The 14,888-nt window shown below is 42.9% G+C and carries 12 protein-coding genes; 6 read left to right on the top strand and 6 right to left on the bottom strand.

Annotated elements, in window-relative coordinates; translation table 11 throughout:
• Positions 1–129 precede the first annotated feature (129 nt).
• From ACRWP9_RS06465 to ACRWP9_RS06455, 3 genes are all read left to right on the top strand, one after another.
• Positions 130–663: a hypothetical protein gene (locus tag ACRWP9_RS06465; protein WP_434928435.1), complete on the top strand. Its 534-nt coding sequence runs from the start codon at positions 130–132 to the stop codon at positions 661–663.
• A 190-nt stretch (positions 664–853) separates the two neighbouring features.
• Positions 854–2,013 (top strand): IS3 family transposase gene (locus ACRWP9_RS06460; RefSeq protein ID WP_434928434.1). Its coding sequence is split into 2 segments (ribosomal slippage): positions 854–1,103 and positions 1,103–2,013, totalling 1,161 coding nucleotides; the frame shifts between segments, so codons are not numbered across the junction.
• A gap of 554 nt (positions 2,014–2,567) precedes the next feature.
• The gene (locus ACRWP9_RS06455) at positions 2,568–3,836 is read left to right on the top strand and encodes an IS4 family transposase (protein ID WP_434926438.1); all 1,269 of its coding nucleotides are present in this window, start codon (positions 2,568–2,570) and stop codon (positions 3,834–3,836) included.
• A 28-nt stretch (positions 3,837–3,864) separates the two neighbouring features.
• On the opposite strand, the gene ACRWP9_RS06450 is transcribed toward ACRWP9_RS06455, so the two are convergent.
• A complete protein-coding gene (locus tag ACRWP9_RS06450) occupies positions 3,865–4,644 on the bottom strand; it encodes a prolyl hydroxylase family protein (protein WP_434928433.1) in 780 nt (259 codons plus the stop codon).
• A 45-nt stretch (positions 4,645–4,689) separates the two neighbouring features.
• Positions 4,690–6,057, bottom strand: a complete 1,368-nt coding sequence (locus tag ACRWP9_RS06445) for an aldehyde dehydrogenase family protein (RefSeq protein ID WP_434928432.1) — start codon at positions 6,055–6,057, stop codon at positions 4,690–4,692.
• A gap of 200 nt (positions 6,058–6,257) precedes the next feature.
• Here ACRWP9_RS06445 and ACRWP9_RS06440 point away from each other — a divergent pair, with 200 nt between their 5' ends.
• Positions 6,258–6,614 (top strand): winged helix-turn-helix transcriptional regulator, encoded by a 357-nt coding sequence (locus ACRWP9_RS06440; protein WP_434928431.1) that lies wholly within the window; start codon positions 6,258–6,260, stop codon positions 6,612–6,614.
• Between the two features lie 195 nt (positions 6,615–6,809).
• Here ACRWP9_RS06440 and ACRWP9_RS06435 read toward each other — a convergent pair whose 3' ends face one another.
• The 3 genes from ACRWP9_RS06435 to ACRWP9_RS06425 form a co-directional block, all read right to left on the bottom strand.
• On the bottom strand, positions 6,810–7,802 hold the full coding sequence (locus tag ACRWP9_RS06435) for an L-threonylcarbamoyladenylate synthase (RefSeq protein WP_434928430.1): 993 nt from the start codon (positions 7,800–7,802) through the stop codon (positions 6,810–6,812).
• A gap of 172 nt (positions 7,803–7,974) precedes the next feature.
• On the bottom strand, positions 7,975–10,413 hold the full coding sequence (locus tag ACRWP9_RS06430; protein WP_434928429.1) for a YbcC family protein: 2,439 nt from the start codon (positions 10,411–10,413) through the stop codon (positions 7,975–7,977).
• 5 nt (positions 10,414–10,418) lie between these two features.
• Positions 10,419–12,017 carry an NADH-quinone oxidoreductase subunit L gene (locus tag ACRWP9_RS06425; RefSeq protein WP_434928428.1) on the bottom strand — a complete coding sequence of 533 codons (1,599 nt, stop codon included), beginning with the start codon at positions 12,015–12,017 and terminating at the stop codon, positions 10,419–10,421.
• 98 nt (positions 12,018–12,115) lie between these two features.
• Here ACRWP9_RS06425 and ACRWP9_RS06420 point away from each other — a divergent pair, with 98 nt between their 5' ends.
• Positions 12,116–13,012 (top strand): LysR family transcriptional regulator, encoded by an 897-nt coding sequence (locus tag ACRWP9_RS06420; protein WP_434928427.1) that lies wholly within the window; start codon positions 12,116–12,118, stop codon positions 13,010–13,012.
• A gap of 71 nt (positions 13,013–13,083) precedes the next feature.
• Here ACRWP9_RS06420 and ACRWP9_RS06415 read toward each other — a convergent pair whose 3' ends face one another.
• Positions 13,084–13,893, bottom strand: coding sequence for an alpha/beta hydrolase (locus ACRWP9_RS06415; protein WP_434928426.1), 810 nt, complete (start codon positions 13,891–13,893; stop codon positions 13,084–13,086).
• A 197-nt stretch (positions 13,894–14,090) separates the two neighbouring features.
• On the opposite strand from ACRWP9_RS06415, the gene ACRWP9_RS06410 reads away from it, so the two are divergent.
• Complete coding sequence (locus ACRWP9_RS06410; protein WP_226410881.1) at positions 14,091–14,798, top strand: transcriptional regulator NanR; 708 nt, start codon at positions 14,091–14,093, stop codon at positions 14,796–14,798.
• The last annotated feature ends 90 nt before the right edge of the window (positions 14,799–14,888 follow it).

The raw sequence follows: 14,888 nt of genomic DNA, 5'->3' as shown, positions 1-14,888 counted from the left end.
GCTCGTTTATCTTACAACACTCAGGTAGAGTGCTTATTTATAAGCTTTTTGCTAAAGCACGGCTTAAACAATAAGTTTATTCAATGTCATTCGAACTATACAAATATTAAGTGATTTTAGAGAGTTAATATGAGTAATGGAAGTAGCTCACTTTCCCACAGAATCATCTATTCTGCATGGGATTTTCAACAAGCATTGTCGGCTTTGACTTTCCTGCTGGAAGAGTGCGAGTTTGATAAAAAATACAATGTTGTGGATCTTAGAAAATTTAGATGTTTTGAAACCACTTTAATAGTTTCATTTGCACGGCCTTTCAAAACGGGTAGGGGTCGGGAGGAATTAGATTTATCGTCGATTGGGTATGAGTTAACTGCTGATGAATCTGATTTAAAAGATAAGCTTATAAGATTAAGAGACAAAGTAGTAAGTCATTCTGATGAGGAGGAAATGGAATATCGAACGTTCTCAATACAACCCTTTGATGACCATGACGTAAGACTACCAATCGCGCGTTTTCAGGAAGCTCTTTATCTCGAAAAAGCCGAGATATACAAAATAGAGAATCTATTGAAAAAGATTAACCGTGCTTTAGCTGAATTTCAATTCAAAGAAGTTCAATTAACTCCTTGTGAATTCAACAGACATAAGAAAGCCAAAACCTAAAAAGTAAAGTCAAAAGACATTACGGTAGTGGATTACTTAAACTGGCTACTTATTTGTAGGTGATACTCGTACTTTGTCATACCAGAGGTAATCTGAAATATGCAAGCTTTCAGAACTTCATAATGTTCTGGTCTAATTCCATCGGACACTTAATTTTGAGACAGTATGGTCAATAAATTAAGAGGTCAATATGAGTCTAAAAAAATCACATAAGAGTTATCCGCAGGTATTTAAAGATGAAGCCGTCTTGATGGTGCTAGAGCAAGGTTATAGCGTTGCTGATGCAGCAAAGTCTCTTGGGGTTAGCACTAGCCTGCTTTACAACTGGAAGGAAAAACACCAAGCCCTGCAACAAGGTATCACCTTAGAAGAATCTGAGCGTGATGAGTTGAAACGATTGCGTAGAGAAAACAAAGAATTACGCATGGAGAAAGAAATACTAAAAAAGGCAAGCGCCTTCTTTGCGAGAGAAATGAAGTAAAATTTCGCTTCATCAAACAGCAATCTAACCGGTTCCCTATCGCACTCTTATGCCGAGTAATGAATGTCAGTAAGTCAGGCTATTACGATTGGCATAAACGCCCAGCAAACGTGATAAGCCTTGAAACACTGAAGCTTTATCGCCTTGTTAGACAGCTATTTAAGCAAAGTCGAGGCAGCTTAGGAAATCGTGAAATGGTGAAGAAATTGCGCAAGGAAGGCTACCAGGTTGGTCGCTATCTCGTTCGTAAAATTATGCACCGCCTTCGACTCAAAGCTACCCAGCGACGAGCTTACAAGGTGACTACACAGCGCAAACATTCAGATGCAGTGGCTGATAACCTGTTAAACATGAACTTTAACCCAGTATCGGCTAATGAGGTTTGGGCGGGTGACGTGACCTATTTAAAGACAGGTGAAGGCTGGATGTATTTAGCAGTGGTAATGGATTTATATTCACGCCGGATTGTTGGGTGGCACATAGACAAACGCATGACTACAGATTTGGTATCCAAGGCATTAATGAAAGCCTACAACCTGCGCCAACCGGCCAGAGGGCTGGTATTTCACAGTGACCGAGGCTCACAGTATACCAGTAAGCAATTCGGTAGGCTGCTATCGAGCTATGGTATCCGAGCCAGTATGGGTGATGTGGGTGCGTGTTGGGATAACGCCGTCGTTGAGCGTTTCTTTGGCAGCTTGAAACACGATTGGATTTTTAACGTTGCTCAACCAACAAGGGAGTTTATGAAGCAAGATGTGACTGCTTACATGAAATATTACAACTTGGAGCGACTTCATTCTGCTAATGGTGATCTGTCACCGGTAGAGTTTGAAAATTCTCAACTAAAAGTGTCCAGTTTGGCTTGACCAGTACATAACACGTTTTTGTCCAAAAGTGAGTTAACCCCTTTTTTATATAGATCTTCCCCAAAGCCATCAATCAAGCTAAATCGAAGAAACAAAAATTCAGGTGCAGATGAGCCAGCGAGTATCCAAAACAAGGATGTTTTGGTTAAGCCCACATGGAGGTGCTTGCGGCGTCTCGCTGGATCATCTGCACTTGTAGTCAACCTTTGACGCCCATGAAAATTTAATTGAGTTTTAAAATTTAGTCTGGTCAAGGCAAACTTTTATAAAAACAAATCTTCTAAGCCACTTTTGTCCAAATGAGCATTTAAAAGTAATACACTTACTATCAAAAAATGACATTGATCCTCAGATAACATATCAAACTATTGCGTTGTTACCGTTCAGGACAGGCTTAAATTTCTATCCAATTTCTTATGATCGTACAACTAAGCTAATCCGAAATCATAGACAGGATCTTTAGCAATAAACCTATATTTTAGATAGAAAAAAGGCCTTATTTATGATCTGATAATTGTCGCCAAACAAATCAACATGACCAATAAATAAAGCCGATGACAATTATCACCTTAAAAAAGCAATTTATGCAATTCTTCAATGCAGACATCCTTCAAAAAATGGCTAAGCGCACAGGGTTTATACAGCGAAATCGCGCTGTATTACCTGAACTATTGGTGCCGAGCTTGGTCTCTGCGTTGAGCAAAGGGAACTGCCATGCCATTGCTGACTTACATCGTCAGTTTAATGGTATGTGTCTGACAGAAAATGATAATGTGGCTTACAAACCTTTTCATAATCAGCTCCGCAAAGCCGCCTTTGCTGATTTTATGAAGCAACTGGTTCAGCTGGCTATCGCTCAGTTTGCACGCCAACAATGCGCTTCGCTTCCGAAGAAGTTGTCAGGCTTTGATGATATTTTGCTTCAGGACGGCAGTTCTTTTCATGTTCACAAGGCGTTAGCTGACGTGTACCCAAGCCGCTTTAAGCGTAATCCCGCCGCGATAGAGTGCCATATGACCATGTCATTGCGCACATTTAATCCCACAGCAATGGCGATAAGTGCTGATACCGCTTCAGAAAGAACCTATCTCCCCATGGCCTTTAGAATGAAAAATACACTGCTTCTGGCTGATGCGGGCTATCCTGATTTCGAATATTTTGCCAATGTGGAACGCCATAATGGTTTCTATATTTTTCGGGGGACAAAGTCACTCAACCCAAGAATAGTTGAAGCTAGAAATGGCAAGGGCCGTGTGCTGCCTAAGCTTGCCGGAGTGAAACTTAAAGACATCACGCGTCGCACCAATCGCTCAGAAGTGCTTGACCTAAAAGCCCAGCGGGGAACGCAGGAATTTCGAGTGATAAGGCGTTGGTTTGCAGAAGAAAAGAGATTTTGCATCTGGCTAACCAACTTACCGGCAGAGTCTTACTCAGCCGATGACATTATGGCGATTTACCGCTGCCGCTGGCAGGTTGAGCTGCTGTTCAAAGAGTTGAAATCACATACAAACTGGCAGAGATTTGCCACCGCGCAGAAAGCGATAGTTGACGGCCTAGTATGGGCCAGCCTGCTGGCACTTATCATCAGACGCAGCACAGCGATGCGCATCATGCCTTCAGTTTCGCTGTTCAAAGCGGCAAAGAATGTGGACGTTTGGCTGCTGCCAATCTTTGAGTGTATCTGTCATCGGGCTTGGTCAGAAATAACAGAAAAGATAGACTGGGCGGTCTGCTATATAACAATAAACGCAAAAAAGTCACAACAAAGAAAATCTAGAAAAGACATAACGTTAGATGGAATTTTTTCAGGCCTTAATGCTTAAGGTCCAGTGTATGAATCCGAAATAGCATTTATAACTCAAACAGCACATCGGTACGGATAATGTATTTTACCCCTTTATAAATGGGCTCAGAACTGTGGATACAATGTAGCGGATGCATTCCATGTGGAAAACAAATAACACTGCCCGCTGGGGTTCGTATATCTACTGTTTTAACATTATCACCACGCTTGGCTGGTAATTGTGGATTATCGGCATTGACTAAAAAGCGGGTTGCACCACCTTCAAAGTCTTCTGTTAATAAGATTAAAAAGGTCAATTGGCTGTACCTGTCGCCAAAAGCATCTCGCACTAAATCACCGTTTATAACTTGGCTACCAGGCCAGGAGCCGTCGGAATGCGGCTTAAAATAATCCCCTTCGTTATAACGGTAAAATCGAAAACGGTTATTTAACCCTAACGCCGCTTTACCGGCAAAAATGCCCAGATTATCGTCCATTAAGTGCTTAATTCGATTCCAAATAACTTGTTCAGTAGCGTTATCAACCACCCAGGTTAAGCTATCGTTGTGTCTCACATCTCTAGGTAAAGATACCGCTGCGTCAGGTAAGAACCCCATTGATTCACTAACCGCAATTAACCGCTGACACTCATCAGCCGACAAGACATTGAGTAATTGAAATGCGCCAGGCACCTCGGCTAACATTTTTTTACTCGGCTGTGTTAACGCAGCTTCGCTAAGCTTGGCAACATTGTCGTGATGATTTGCCCAGGTCGGCAGCGCTGGATGCTCTGCTCCGGGTTCATGTGCCACGACAAAATAATCTGAATTTACACTCGATGTGCTCATCTATTTACACCTTTAAACCAAAAATAAAAAACCAGAAAACAAAAACTAGTAACTCATTACTCGTACCTGGGCAAATTGGCGATGACCAGCGGCGGTGCCATGAAAGCCCAAACCACTGTGCTTAGCACCAACCCACGGCGCGTTGCCTGCACCCACACCTTGATTAACGCCGACCATTCCGGCCTCAAGCTGCTCTGCTACCGCTTTTGCGCCCTGGCCGCCAAATACCACAGCGCCTAATCCATAATGACTGTCATTCGCGCGACTGATTGCTTCATCTATTTGCTTAAAGCGACTTATTGCCACCACAGGGCCAAAGGTTTCTTCATGCTCCAGTAACATATCTGGCGTTATGCCGCTCACCACGGTTGGCTGAATAAAGGGTAACGGATAATCATCACTGCCCAATAAAAACAACGCGCCTTTGGCTTTTGCATCTTGTAACTGTTGCAGTACTTTTAGATGCTGCGTGGGGTTAACCATGGGACCAATATTCACTTGAGGCTGATCCCATTTTCCCACTTGGTAGCGACTGGCTAGCATGACCACCTTTTGCTCAAACTCATCCGCAATACGCTCATCAACATAAATACGCTCAGTTGAGGTACACATTTGCCCGGCGTTTTCAAATGAACTGGCCACCACAAACCTCACCGCCGCATCTATATTGGCGCTGGCCATTACGATCACAGGGTCGTTACCACCCAGTTCCATCACCAAACGTTTTAAGCCCGGTGCTGCACTGGCCATAATGTGTTTACCTGCCGCCATTGACCCGGTAAATGCCACCATATTGATATCTGCTGCCACCAATGCTTGGCCAAGTGTTTTATCGCCTTGTGCCAGTTGCAATACATTTTTTGGCAACACCTTATTCAGGGTGTTAATAAATAACTCGGCCACTAATGGGGTTTCTTCCGACGGCTTTAATATCACGCTATTACCGGCCATCAGTGCTGGCATCAATAAGTTATTAGCCATGGCTAACGGGTAATTCCACGGGGAAATTACCGCAACAATCCCTAGCGGTCGATAGTGTAACTCGGTGTGGTTATCGAGTTTTTCTGTGGTTAATGCCTCGCTTATTTCACTGGCAAAATAGGCGGCGTTTTGTATTGTGCCGCCAACTTCATAGGTGGCACGGCGATAATCCTTACCCATTTCCAGGCTGATTAACGTCGCTAACTCATCTTGCACCGCCACCAGCTGTTGATAAGCCTTCACCACATATTGCTCACGCTCTGCCATTGGTAGGCTAGCCCAATCTTTTTGCGCAGCCTTGGCTGACGCTATTACGGTCGGCAATTGTTCAATGGCTAAGGTTTCAACGCTGCCAATTGCGGTGGCTTCAACATCATCGCCATTGCCGACGTTGCGATAACTTGCGGGATCGTACGAGGTTAATACTGCCATAAAACAAAAATTCCTTAGTGGAAAATAATGTTTGCTTGATTATCGTTTTACCCTCAACTAGCACTAGAAACTAGCTGTCTTTGATTAACGTAACGACAATTCAGCTTACATAAAAAGATAAAAATACGATTAATAACGCTATTTTGATACTATGGGATATAAAAGCAACCAGTATACTTTTGGTAACCTAGGGAGAAATAATGAAAACAACAGTTGAAACAATGGATAACGGTCAGAAAAAAGTTATCAACCCGTGTGCAGAACCCTGCTTAGTTGAGCGTGGAATGCGGGTGTTAGGCGGAAAATGGAAAGCCTCAATACTGTGGCATTTACAGGATGGTCCGGTGCGATTTAATGATTTAGTGCGCATGTTAGGCGGTGCCAGCAAAAAAATGGTTGATCAACGTCTTAAAGAATTAGAAACACAAGGATTAGTGACGCGCCACGTGATTAACGACCGTCCGATTGCGGTGTCGTATGCCATTACCGACTTTGGCCGAACGGCATTGAATATTTTAGATCAATTAAAAGACTGGGCTGAGGAGCATAGCATTTAGTGATAGTCGGTAGACTGACCTGACATCTGCATCCGGCCGATGCAGCCTATAATTAACTATTTTACCTAATACCTTTACCAAAAAATGAATGAGCTTATATGTGCTCACTCATATATTTCCTGCTAATTCGCATAAAGCGTCGTCAAGCGATCTAGTTAGCATCAAATGGATAAACACTATTTGATTGTTTACTCCTTAGCTAGCTGCACGAGATAATCGATCATTTACCGCTCGCCACTCATTTGTTTCAGGTGGCTGCTCGACAATAATGTTGTCGACGCCCTTTTTATCCACTTGATATAAGGTGACGTATAATTGTCGACCAAAAGCGAGTGCGTCACTGGGAATAGTGCTCCATTGCCCGCTTGGCACATCGCTTTTAAACTGTTCAATCACACTATCGGACCATAATACAAAATGAGTATTACCTTGAGCCAATGTATGCATGTCCGTTCGCAGTTGATCAGCTGATAAGATCTGTAATTGCGCTTTAGGTTGATAATGTGCTTTAACATTACCAGGCACCACTTCGGTATGCTCCTCTGGTGTACTAACTGTTATCCCCAAAGCTAGCGACAGGGCATCAGAGTCAATAGGGCCTGCCCTTAAAATACGGGGTGTATCACCCACTAAATCAATAATGGTCGACTCTAACCCATATTCACAGGCGCCACCTTCCAGTACCGCAGCAATTTTGCCCCCTAAACCGACCATCACTTGTTCGGCAATGGTTGGACTAAGCTGCTTATAAGGGTTGGCAGATGGCGCTGCAAGCCCAACATTAAGTTGTTGCAGCACACTGAGAAATAACGGATGCGATGGCATACGTAAGCCAATTGTATCTAAACCACCGGTCACGACATTGTCTACATGATCAGCTTTTTTCAGCAACAAGGTCAACGGACCAGGCCAAAAGGTATTCGCTAAAAGATAGGCGCTTTGAGGTATATCTTTAGCCCACTTTTCAAGATGAGACACATCGGGGATATGGATAATCAATGGATGATTTTTAGGCCGGCCCTTGGCTTCAAAAATTTTGCCAACGGCATCTACATTCGTTGCGTCAGCGGCAAGTCCGTAGACAGTTTCGGTTGGCAGTGCCACACACTCACCGTTTTGCAATAAAGCCACAGCTTGAAATACAGCGCTATCGCCTGTTAATAACACAGTAGAACTTACTTGACTCATTTTAGATTTACTCACGGATTACACAAAAGACAATACACAGGCCGGATAACATCTGGTCTGTATATTTTAAAGGTTTCTACTCCATTCGACTAGATTAAATGCAGATGTTAAACGTCTATATTAAATGCCTACGTTAAATGCCTACGTTAAACGTCTATGCTAAAGGCTTACCTTAAGTCACAGCATTATGTTCATTAGCCTGCGGTAACCATTGCCCCTGATAATAGCGCTCGATCACGCCTTCATCTGCCCAGCGCAGTAGGTATAACCACTGGTTATCGACTAACCAACGCACATTGTCATGCTTGGAGATGATCTGTTCAATCGGTTCTCTCGGGGCCGCTAAGTAAACCGCTAAACGCTGTGGTTGGTGCATCCACTTTTCACCATTGTGCAGTGACTGCATCGACAGGCCAATGCGTAAATCGCCACCATTCCCTTCAAATACACCAACATGCCCCGCCACCGCGTTATGCAATAATTTATTACCACAGCCGTATTTCGCGTTGTCTGTCACCGAGGCATTATATTGCATGTTGATCCAGTTGGTGACGACCATAGGGGCGGTCATGATTAACTCTAATATTGCAAAGCCGTTATCATTTTGCCATTGATAATCATGTAAAAAACTCCGACCCTGTAGATTAACGTTTCTGGTCCAACTTCGAGGCGCGACAATAAAGGCGGCATTGTTTGCCAGTCCCCACTCGGGGCGCACTTGAGACCAGTCATGGCTGCGCTGAATGTAAAATTTATCCAGCGCATCTGCACTGCTATCGGTTAAGTGAGGTGCAATATGCTCAATACGTTCACGCTGTGCGCTTTTTGTTGCGGCTTTTAACCATAGGGTTGAAGTATGGTCTAGCTCGGCATCAAAACAATCAATATGATCCGTGGTGGTGTTGTGCAAGGCGGCCACAAAATGTGTGGTCTCAGGAATAACAACATCTAATGCTAACAAGGTGTTACGCACATCGATATCATTTAATAACTGCGCTAAAACTCGCACGTTTACTTCACCGGTTTGACCACCACAGGCGCCGCAATCTAAACCCGCTGCATGCAAGTTATTGGTTGTATGACTACCATGTCCCACCAGCAATACCCTTGGCGCAAACTGGGTTAAGCCCATCGCATGTAAAATACCTTTGGCCAGTTCGGCTTTATCGGTTAACGAAAGCAACTGATCATTTTTGCGTAATATCCAGCTTTTTTGATGGGTCAGCGCATTTACGGGGTTGAGTGTTTGCTTAGCAAAAAATGACTTTTTGAGCATTTTAAAGGCATATAGCCAGCCCATGGACTCCACCATAGAAAATGCTGACGGTGCTGCTTGTGACCATGTTTGCCAGCGTGCCTTATTGTTCAACATATCGGCCTGGGCAGAGGTGTCACGCCATTCAGACACGCGTATCACTGGCTTTAACAATCCCGGAAGTTGTGGCCGAGACAGCTCGCTGTCGTGGGGTTGATACTCTATCGGTAATCCGAAAAAGCCTGCAAAACCGATAGTTTGAATGTCATCACTTTGTTTTTCTAATGCTCGACGTATCACTTCAGATCGAACATCAATACAAAATGCAGCCTGTAACTTTGGTGCTACTATAGAATGTTTTTTAGCACTCAGTAACTGAGCGTTTAGCGTGTGTTGATAACTCAGTTCAGCCGCTTTTGCCCACACCCAAAGCGGTTGCTGTGCTTGTGCATGTTGTACTAGCAAGTTAGGCAGTTGCTGTTTTTCAGCTGACCAAAGCGCCGCTAATTGACTAAAACTGTCTGCTTGCTGTGCTTTTAGGTAACGCCAAATGACCAACTCCCAGGCCATACGAATAGCCAGTAGTTGCAACATGTCATCGCTTGGTGTGGAATCTAAGTCACCTTGCCAACGCAAATAGGCTACCCAGGATGCCCATCCATTGATATCAAGTAATAATCCATGGGCATAGGCCTCTATAACCGTATCATCGACACCTAATTCCTCAACGGCCTCTGCGAGTAAGGCCTCAGCATCTTGGGGTAATTGTTTAAAATACTGCAGTAAACCTGGCTCATCCATAATAATGCTTAGGCCACGATCACGCCCAGTAATCTCAAGCCAGTGGCGATATAAGTCAGCTTGTGATGCAGCATCTTCACCCGGTAAAGTCGCCCGCTGTGGTTGATAATATGCTGCACAAAATTGGCTAATTTGATGAATAATCTCATCATGCCATGCCATTTTATGTTCATCGCGTTGGTTATCCAGTAAATCGGCAATATTGTGCCAATGAGCAATATCATCGGTTTGATTTAAAAAGGCTTCAAGCTGTGCCACTGACATTGAGACATCTTGTTGTTCGGCCGCTAATTGTAATGATCCCTGACTGATCTCACCTCGTGCATATAAATCTTGATAATGGCTTTTAGGCATTAAACATTGAATACGATCAAGTGCCGATATGCGCGCAGAGACTTGCTCAATGGGTTGCTGGCGCATTTGCCAAAATGGATTAACCGCAATCATTTTATCAAGCGGCCATGTCGGTGCAATTTTCTGACCCGCTGAAGTAAGTTGCGCTTTTTGACTATCAGTCAACACGGCTAACAAAGGTGTTTGGGTGGCAATATTCATGCTTATCATTCCTCAACTTTACTGGGTTTGGCACTTTCTAAAACCTTGTTATTAATGCTTATAGGCATCCGTACAGGCCACAATTTTAACGTGAGTCGTGTTAACCATTCATCTAAATACAAGCCAGCAAATAAGGCGATATACAAACCTTGCATTGATGGTTTATGTGGCTGGTACTTCAACATCCAACTTAGAACAAACAAACTGATAAATAATAGGGCTGCGACAGTATCAAGCGCACTAAATGCTTCAACATGCATGACTGGTATAGGGCTAATGATTGCCCCAAACACCCATTTAAAGCCGCTATAGCTGAGTATTAATACAATACTTAATCCCAGTACTGGCATAATACTTTTATGTTGCCGTTCACTATGGCGCTGGGCAATTAGCATGGTTAGCGCTAAAGCTAGCAACAACCACATACTCCATACTCCCTGGTGATCTATCACTATCACGGCTATCGACACTATGATGGTTGACAATACGCCGGCTACAATCCAGTCCATCACTTTAGGATGGGTCGCGGGCGCCAGACGTCTTTGCATCTCTTCGTAAACAGCGCTGCCAGAGTTTAAAAATGCGTAGGCTTTGTAGACTGAGTGAGTGAGTAAATGCAGTAAGGCTAATTCAAATAACCCTAGGGCACATTCAACTAACATCAAGCCCATCTGCGCACTAGTTGACCAGGCTAAACGCACCTTCATACTAATTCGAGTAGCCATAATCAATGCGGCTATGACTGTGGTTAAGCCAGCAACAATTAACACCAGCCACTGCGCTACAGTTGATTGGATAAACAAGGGGGCAAATAAAATCAATAAAAATCCCCCGAGATTAATCACCCCAGCATGCAGTAAGGCGCTTACCGGTGTCGGCGCTTCCACAACCTGTATTAGCCAGCCATGAACCGGCAATTGAGCACACTTTATCAACGCAGTTAGTGCGATTAGTACAGCTGCTATGTGATCGGCGGTGGTCAGTTGCAGGCTGTCGTTGGTCGCGACGGCATTAAAGTGGCTAATTAGCTCACTGATGAATAAAGTGCCGTGCTGCTGATACAACAATATAATTGCAATGAATAACAAGGTTTCTGCGGTTCGAGCTAAGAGGAATTTTTTATGTGCTGCCAGCGCAGCACGAGGGCGTTCTGGGTAGAAGGTTAAAAGCTTATGCAAAGCTAGGCTAATCGAGACCCAACCTAGCCATAACAGCAGTAAGTGGTTACTGATTAACACCACTGAAACTGCCGCAAGAACATTGAGCAGCCAACGCCAGTAAGTATCACTACGGGGTTCACCCGCCATATAATTGCGTGAAAAGGCAATTAAAATGGTACTCATAAATACTACCAACCCCATCATCACAAGGCTGAGTGTTGATTGACTAATATATTGCGTATCAGCCTCTAGTTGAGGTAATGCAAAATGTGTAACTAAAGCTGCAATATAAAGCGCCACAATAACGCCACTGAGCATAGCGCCCAAGTGAGTATTATTTTTACAAATGTTATTTTTTAATCCATAACGCCCCCGCCAGATGCTAGCCAAAATTAACGTAATGGGAATACATAACAAAAAAATCGATGGTATTGCGATATTCATAATCAGCCTCTTCTTTTAGTGGCATGAGTATGTCAGAGCTATATATTTAATAAAAATATATATAAACTAACTAATCGTTCTGTTTTGGTTAACTATAAATGAGCCGACTTAATTATCATCATCTTTACTATTTTTGGCGTGTGGCGGTTGCGGGTAATCTGACCAACGTAGCCAAAGAACTGCATATTTCACAATCTGCACTGTCAGCTCAAATTAAACAGTTTGAGCACAATATGGATGTGAAATTGTTTGAGCTAAGAGGTAGACGCCTGAATCTAACCGTTCACGGTCATCGCGTGCTGGCTTATGCTCACGATATATTCAGTAAAGGTGAAGAGCTGGAGTCCTTTTTACGCAAAGGCAGTATCAGTGAAAAACAGCATTTATCTATCGGAGTATTAACCACACTATCGCGTAACTTTGTCGAGAGTTTTATTAGTCCGTTATTGGCAAATCCTGATGTGAGCTTTTCTTTAACGGCCAAAGGAATGACCAACCTGCTTAATGATCTTGCTAACCATGAACTTGATTTGGTACTGACTAATCTGCCTATTGGTGTCGATAAAAAAGATCCATTATGGCAAGCCCAGCTGGTATCGCGTCAGCCTTTAGCGATTGTTGGCCCAAAAGTTAACCGAATACATGATAGTTTCCCTAATGGTTATCAAAATATGCGTTGGGTATTACCGGGGCAGTACACTGAAATTCGCGCGGCATTTAATTCCTTCTGTGCAACCTGGCAATATCAACCCGATGTGCAAGCTGAAGCGGACGATATGGCAATGTTGCGGCTTTTAGCCCGAGACAGTGGCGCATTAGTTGTACTGCCTCCCGTAGTAGTTAAAGACGAAATTGAGCAGGGTATATTAGAGGTTTACCAGCGTTTACCTAATGTTTATGAAAATTTTTATGCCATTACCGCGCAGCGAAAATTTGTGCCTGAGGTATTATTAGCCCTGTTAAAACAACAAATTTACCCTGAGTTGATGAACTGATTTATCACTATTTTAAAATCTGTTTTAGAACAACTTAACCTTACAGCAAGTCAATTAACTGGCTTAAGCCTTTATACTAATGCCTTGATGTTTTCAGCTATCAAGGCTTGTATTTGCAACCATTGTTCAACCTGCCATTGGCCCTCATGGGGCAGCATAGAAAAATGATCAGCTTCAGCCATAATCACTTGGTTAACTTTGCCCTTGGCATAGAGACAATACTGCTGGGTTTGGTTAATACTAACGCAGGTATCTTGTGCACCGTGAACCAGAGTTAAATTAATGCTTTTACTGTTCAGACTTAGAGGATCGCATGACAAATACCTTTGATGCATAGTACTTGCTTCGCCTCCCATTAACCGATTAATTTGCTCAGGTTGGTCAACCTCATTGGCAGCAAAAAGATTTAAAATTGCCGAGATAGCTATCACCCTTTTTATGGCTAGAGGGCTTGCACAATAAAGCTCGCTATCTCGCGCTATATTTCCTCTTGACGCTGCCCAAGTAGCTAAATGTCCGCCCGCTGAGTGACCAATCAATAGCACCCGTTCCAGATCTAAACTGTGTTGCGCACCAATCACTTTTAGGTGATCCAATCCATCGGCAACATCTTTAAAAGTGGCTGGCCAAGGGGCGTTAATGTTTGCACCTATCGCATTCATGCGTCGATATTCTAGGTTCAATATTGCAACGTCAAAATCTTGCAAATACTCAACGATGGCTGACGTCGCATAAGTTTCTAGACTGTGGTTATCTTTCCAGTAGCCGCCATGAATAACAATCACCACAGCAATGTTTGTTGTACCTTTTGGTAAATACAGGTGTGCAAACTGTTGGCTGTTATTGCCATAGTAAATAATCTTTTTTAGATGTTTTGACATCAATATCCCAAGCTAGATAATTAACACCACAACGGTATAACAGGTACACCATCATTTCAATGATTATTATTAGCTTGAGTAATCTGAATTTTTGACTAAAATCCAACCAATTCAAATGATTTATATACATTTACCGCGTCACTGGTATGATAGCAAAATAGGTGATATATAATTGAAAAAGTGTCAAGGAGCTACACATGCCAATTACGATTAAGCGTCCCGTTGAAAGAAAAAAACTATCAGAAACTGTTGAAGAAGAGTTGGAGTTGATGATCCGCCAAGGCGAAATCGCTGAAGGTGATGCACTTCCTTCTGAACGGGAGTTAATGGCTGCATTTGGTGTTGGTAGACCTTCTATACGTGATGCTTTGTCGGCACTTGCACGTAAAGGCTTAGTTAAAATCAGCAGTGGTGAAAGAACCCGAGTCACCAGGCCCTCACCGGATACTATTATCTCTGAACTATCAGGTATGTCTAAGGATTTTTTGTCTCAACCCAATGGCTTACAGTACTTTGACCAACTCAGAAACTTTTTTGAATCAAGCCTAGTACGCCATGCGGCTGAGTTTGCGACTAAAGAGCAAATTGCAGAGTTAGAAAAAGCACTTGAGCTAAACGGCAAAGCAATTAACAGTGATAACCAATTTAAAAAAACAGATATTTACTTCCATCGTGTCATTGCCTCAATACCTGGTAATCCGATATTTTTAGCGATTCATCAAGCACTGGTTGATTGGGTTATCGACGCCAGACCCGCTAAAGTAAATGCCAATGTTCTTAATGCAAAAAGCCATCAAGATCATGTTGAGATTTTGGAGTGCATTAAAAATAGAGATGTGGAAGGGGCTGACAAAAAGCTTACCCAACATTTAGAATACGTATTTGAAAATTATTATGTCGAGTAGTTAATCTACACAAGTTAACAGGCAAAGATAAATAAATAAATATAAATCAACATCTTAGTTAAATAAATAACTCCATTTCAAAGCTACCTT

The organism is Shewanella sp. HL-SH2 (assembly GCF_051164935.1).
GTDB classification, from domain to species: Bacteria; Pseudomonadota; Gammaproteobacteria; order Enterobacterales; family Shewanellaceae; genus Shewanella; species Shewanella glacialimarina.
The sequence above is the reverse complement of the archived record's forward strand: the minus strand, read 5'-3'. Positions and strand labels throughout refer to the sequence as shown.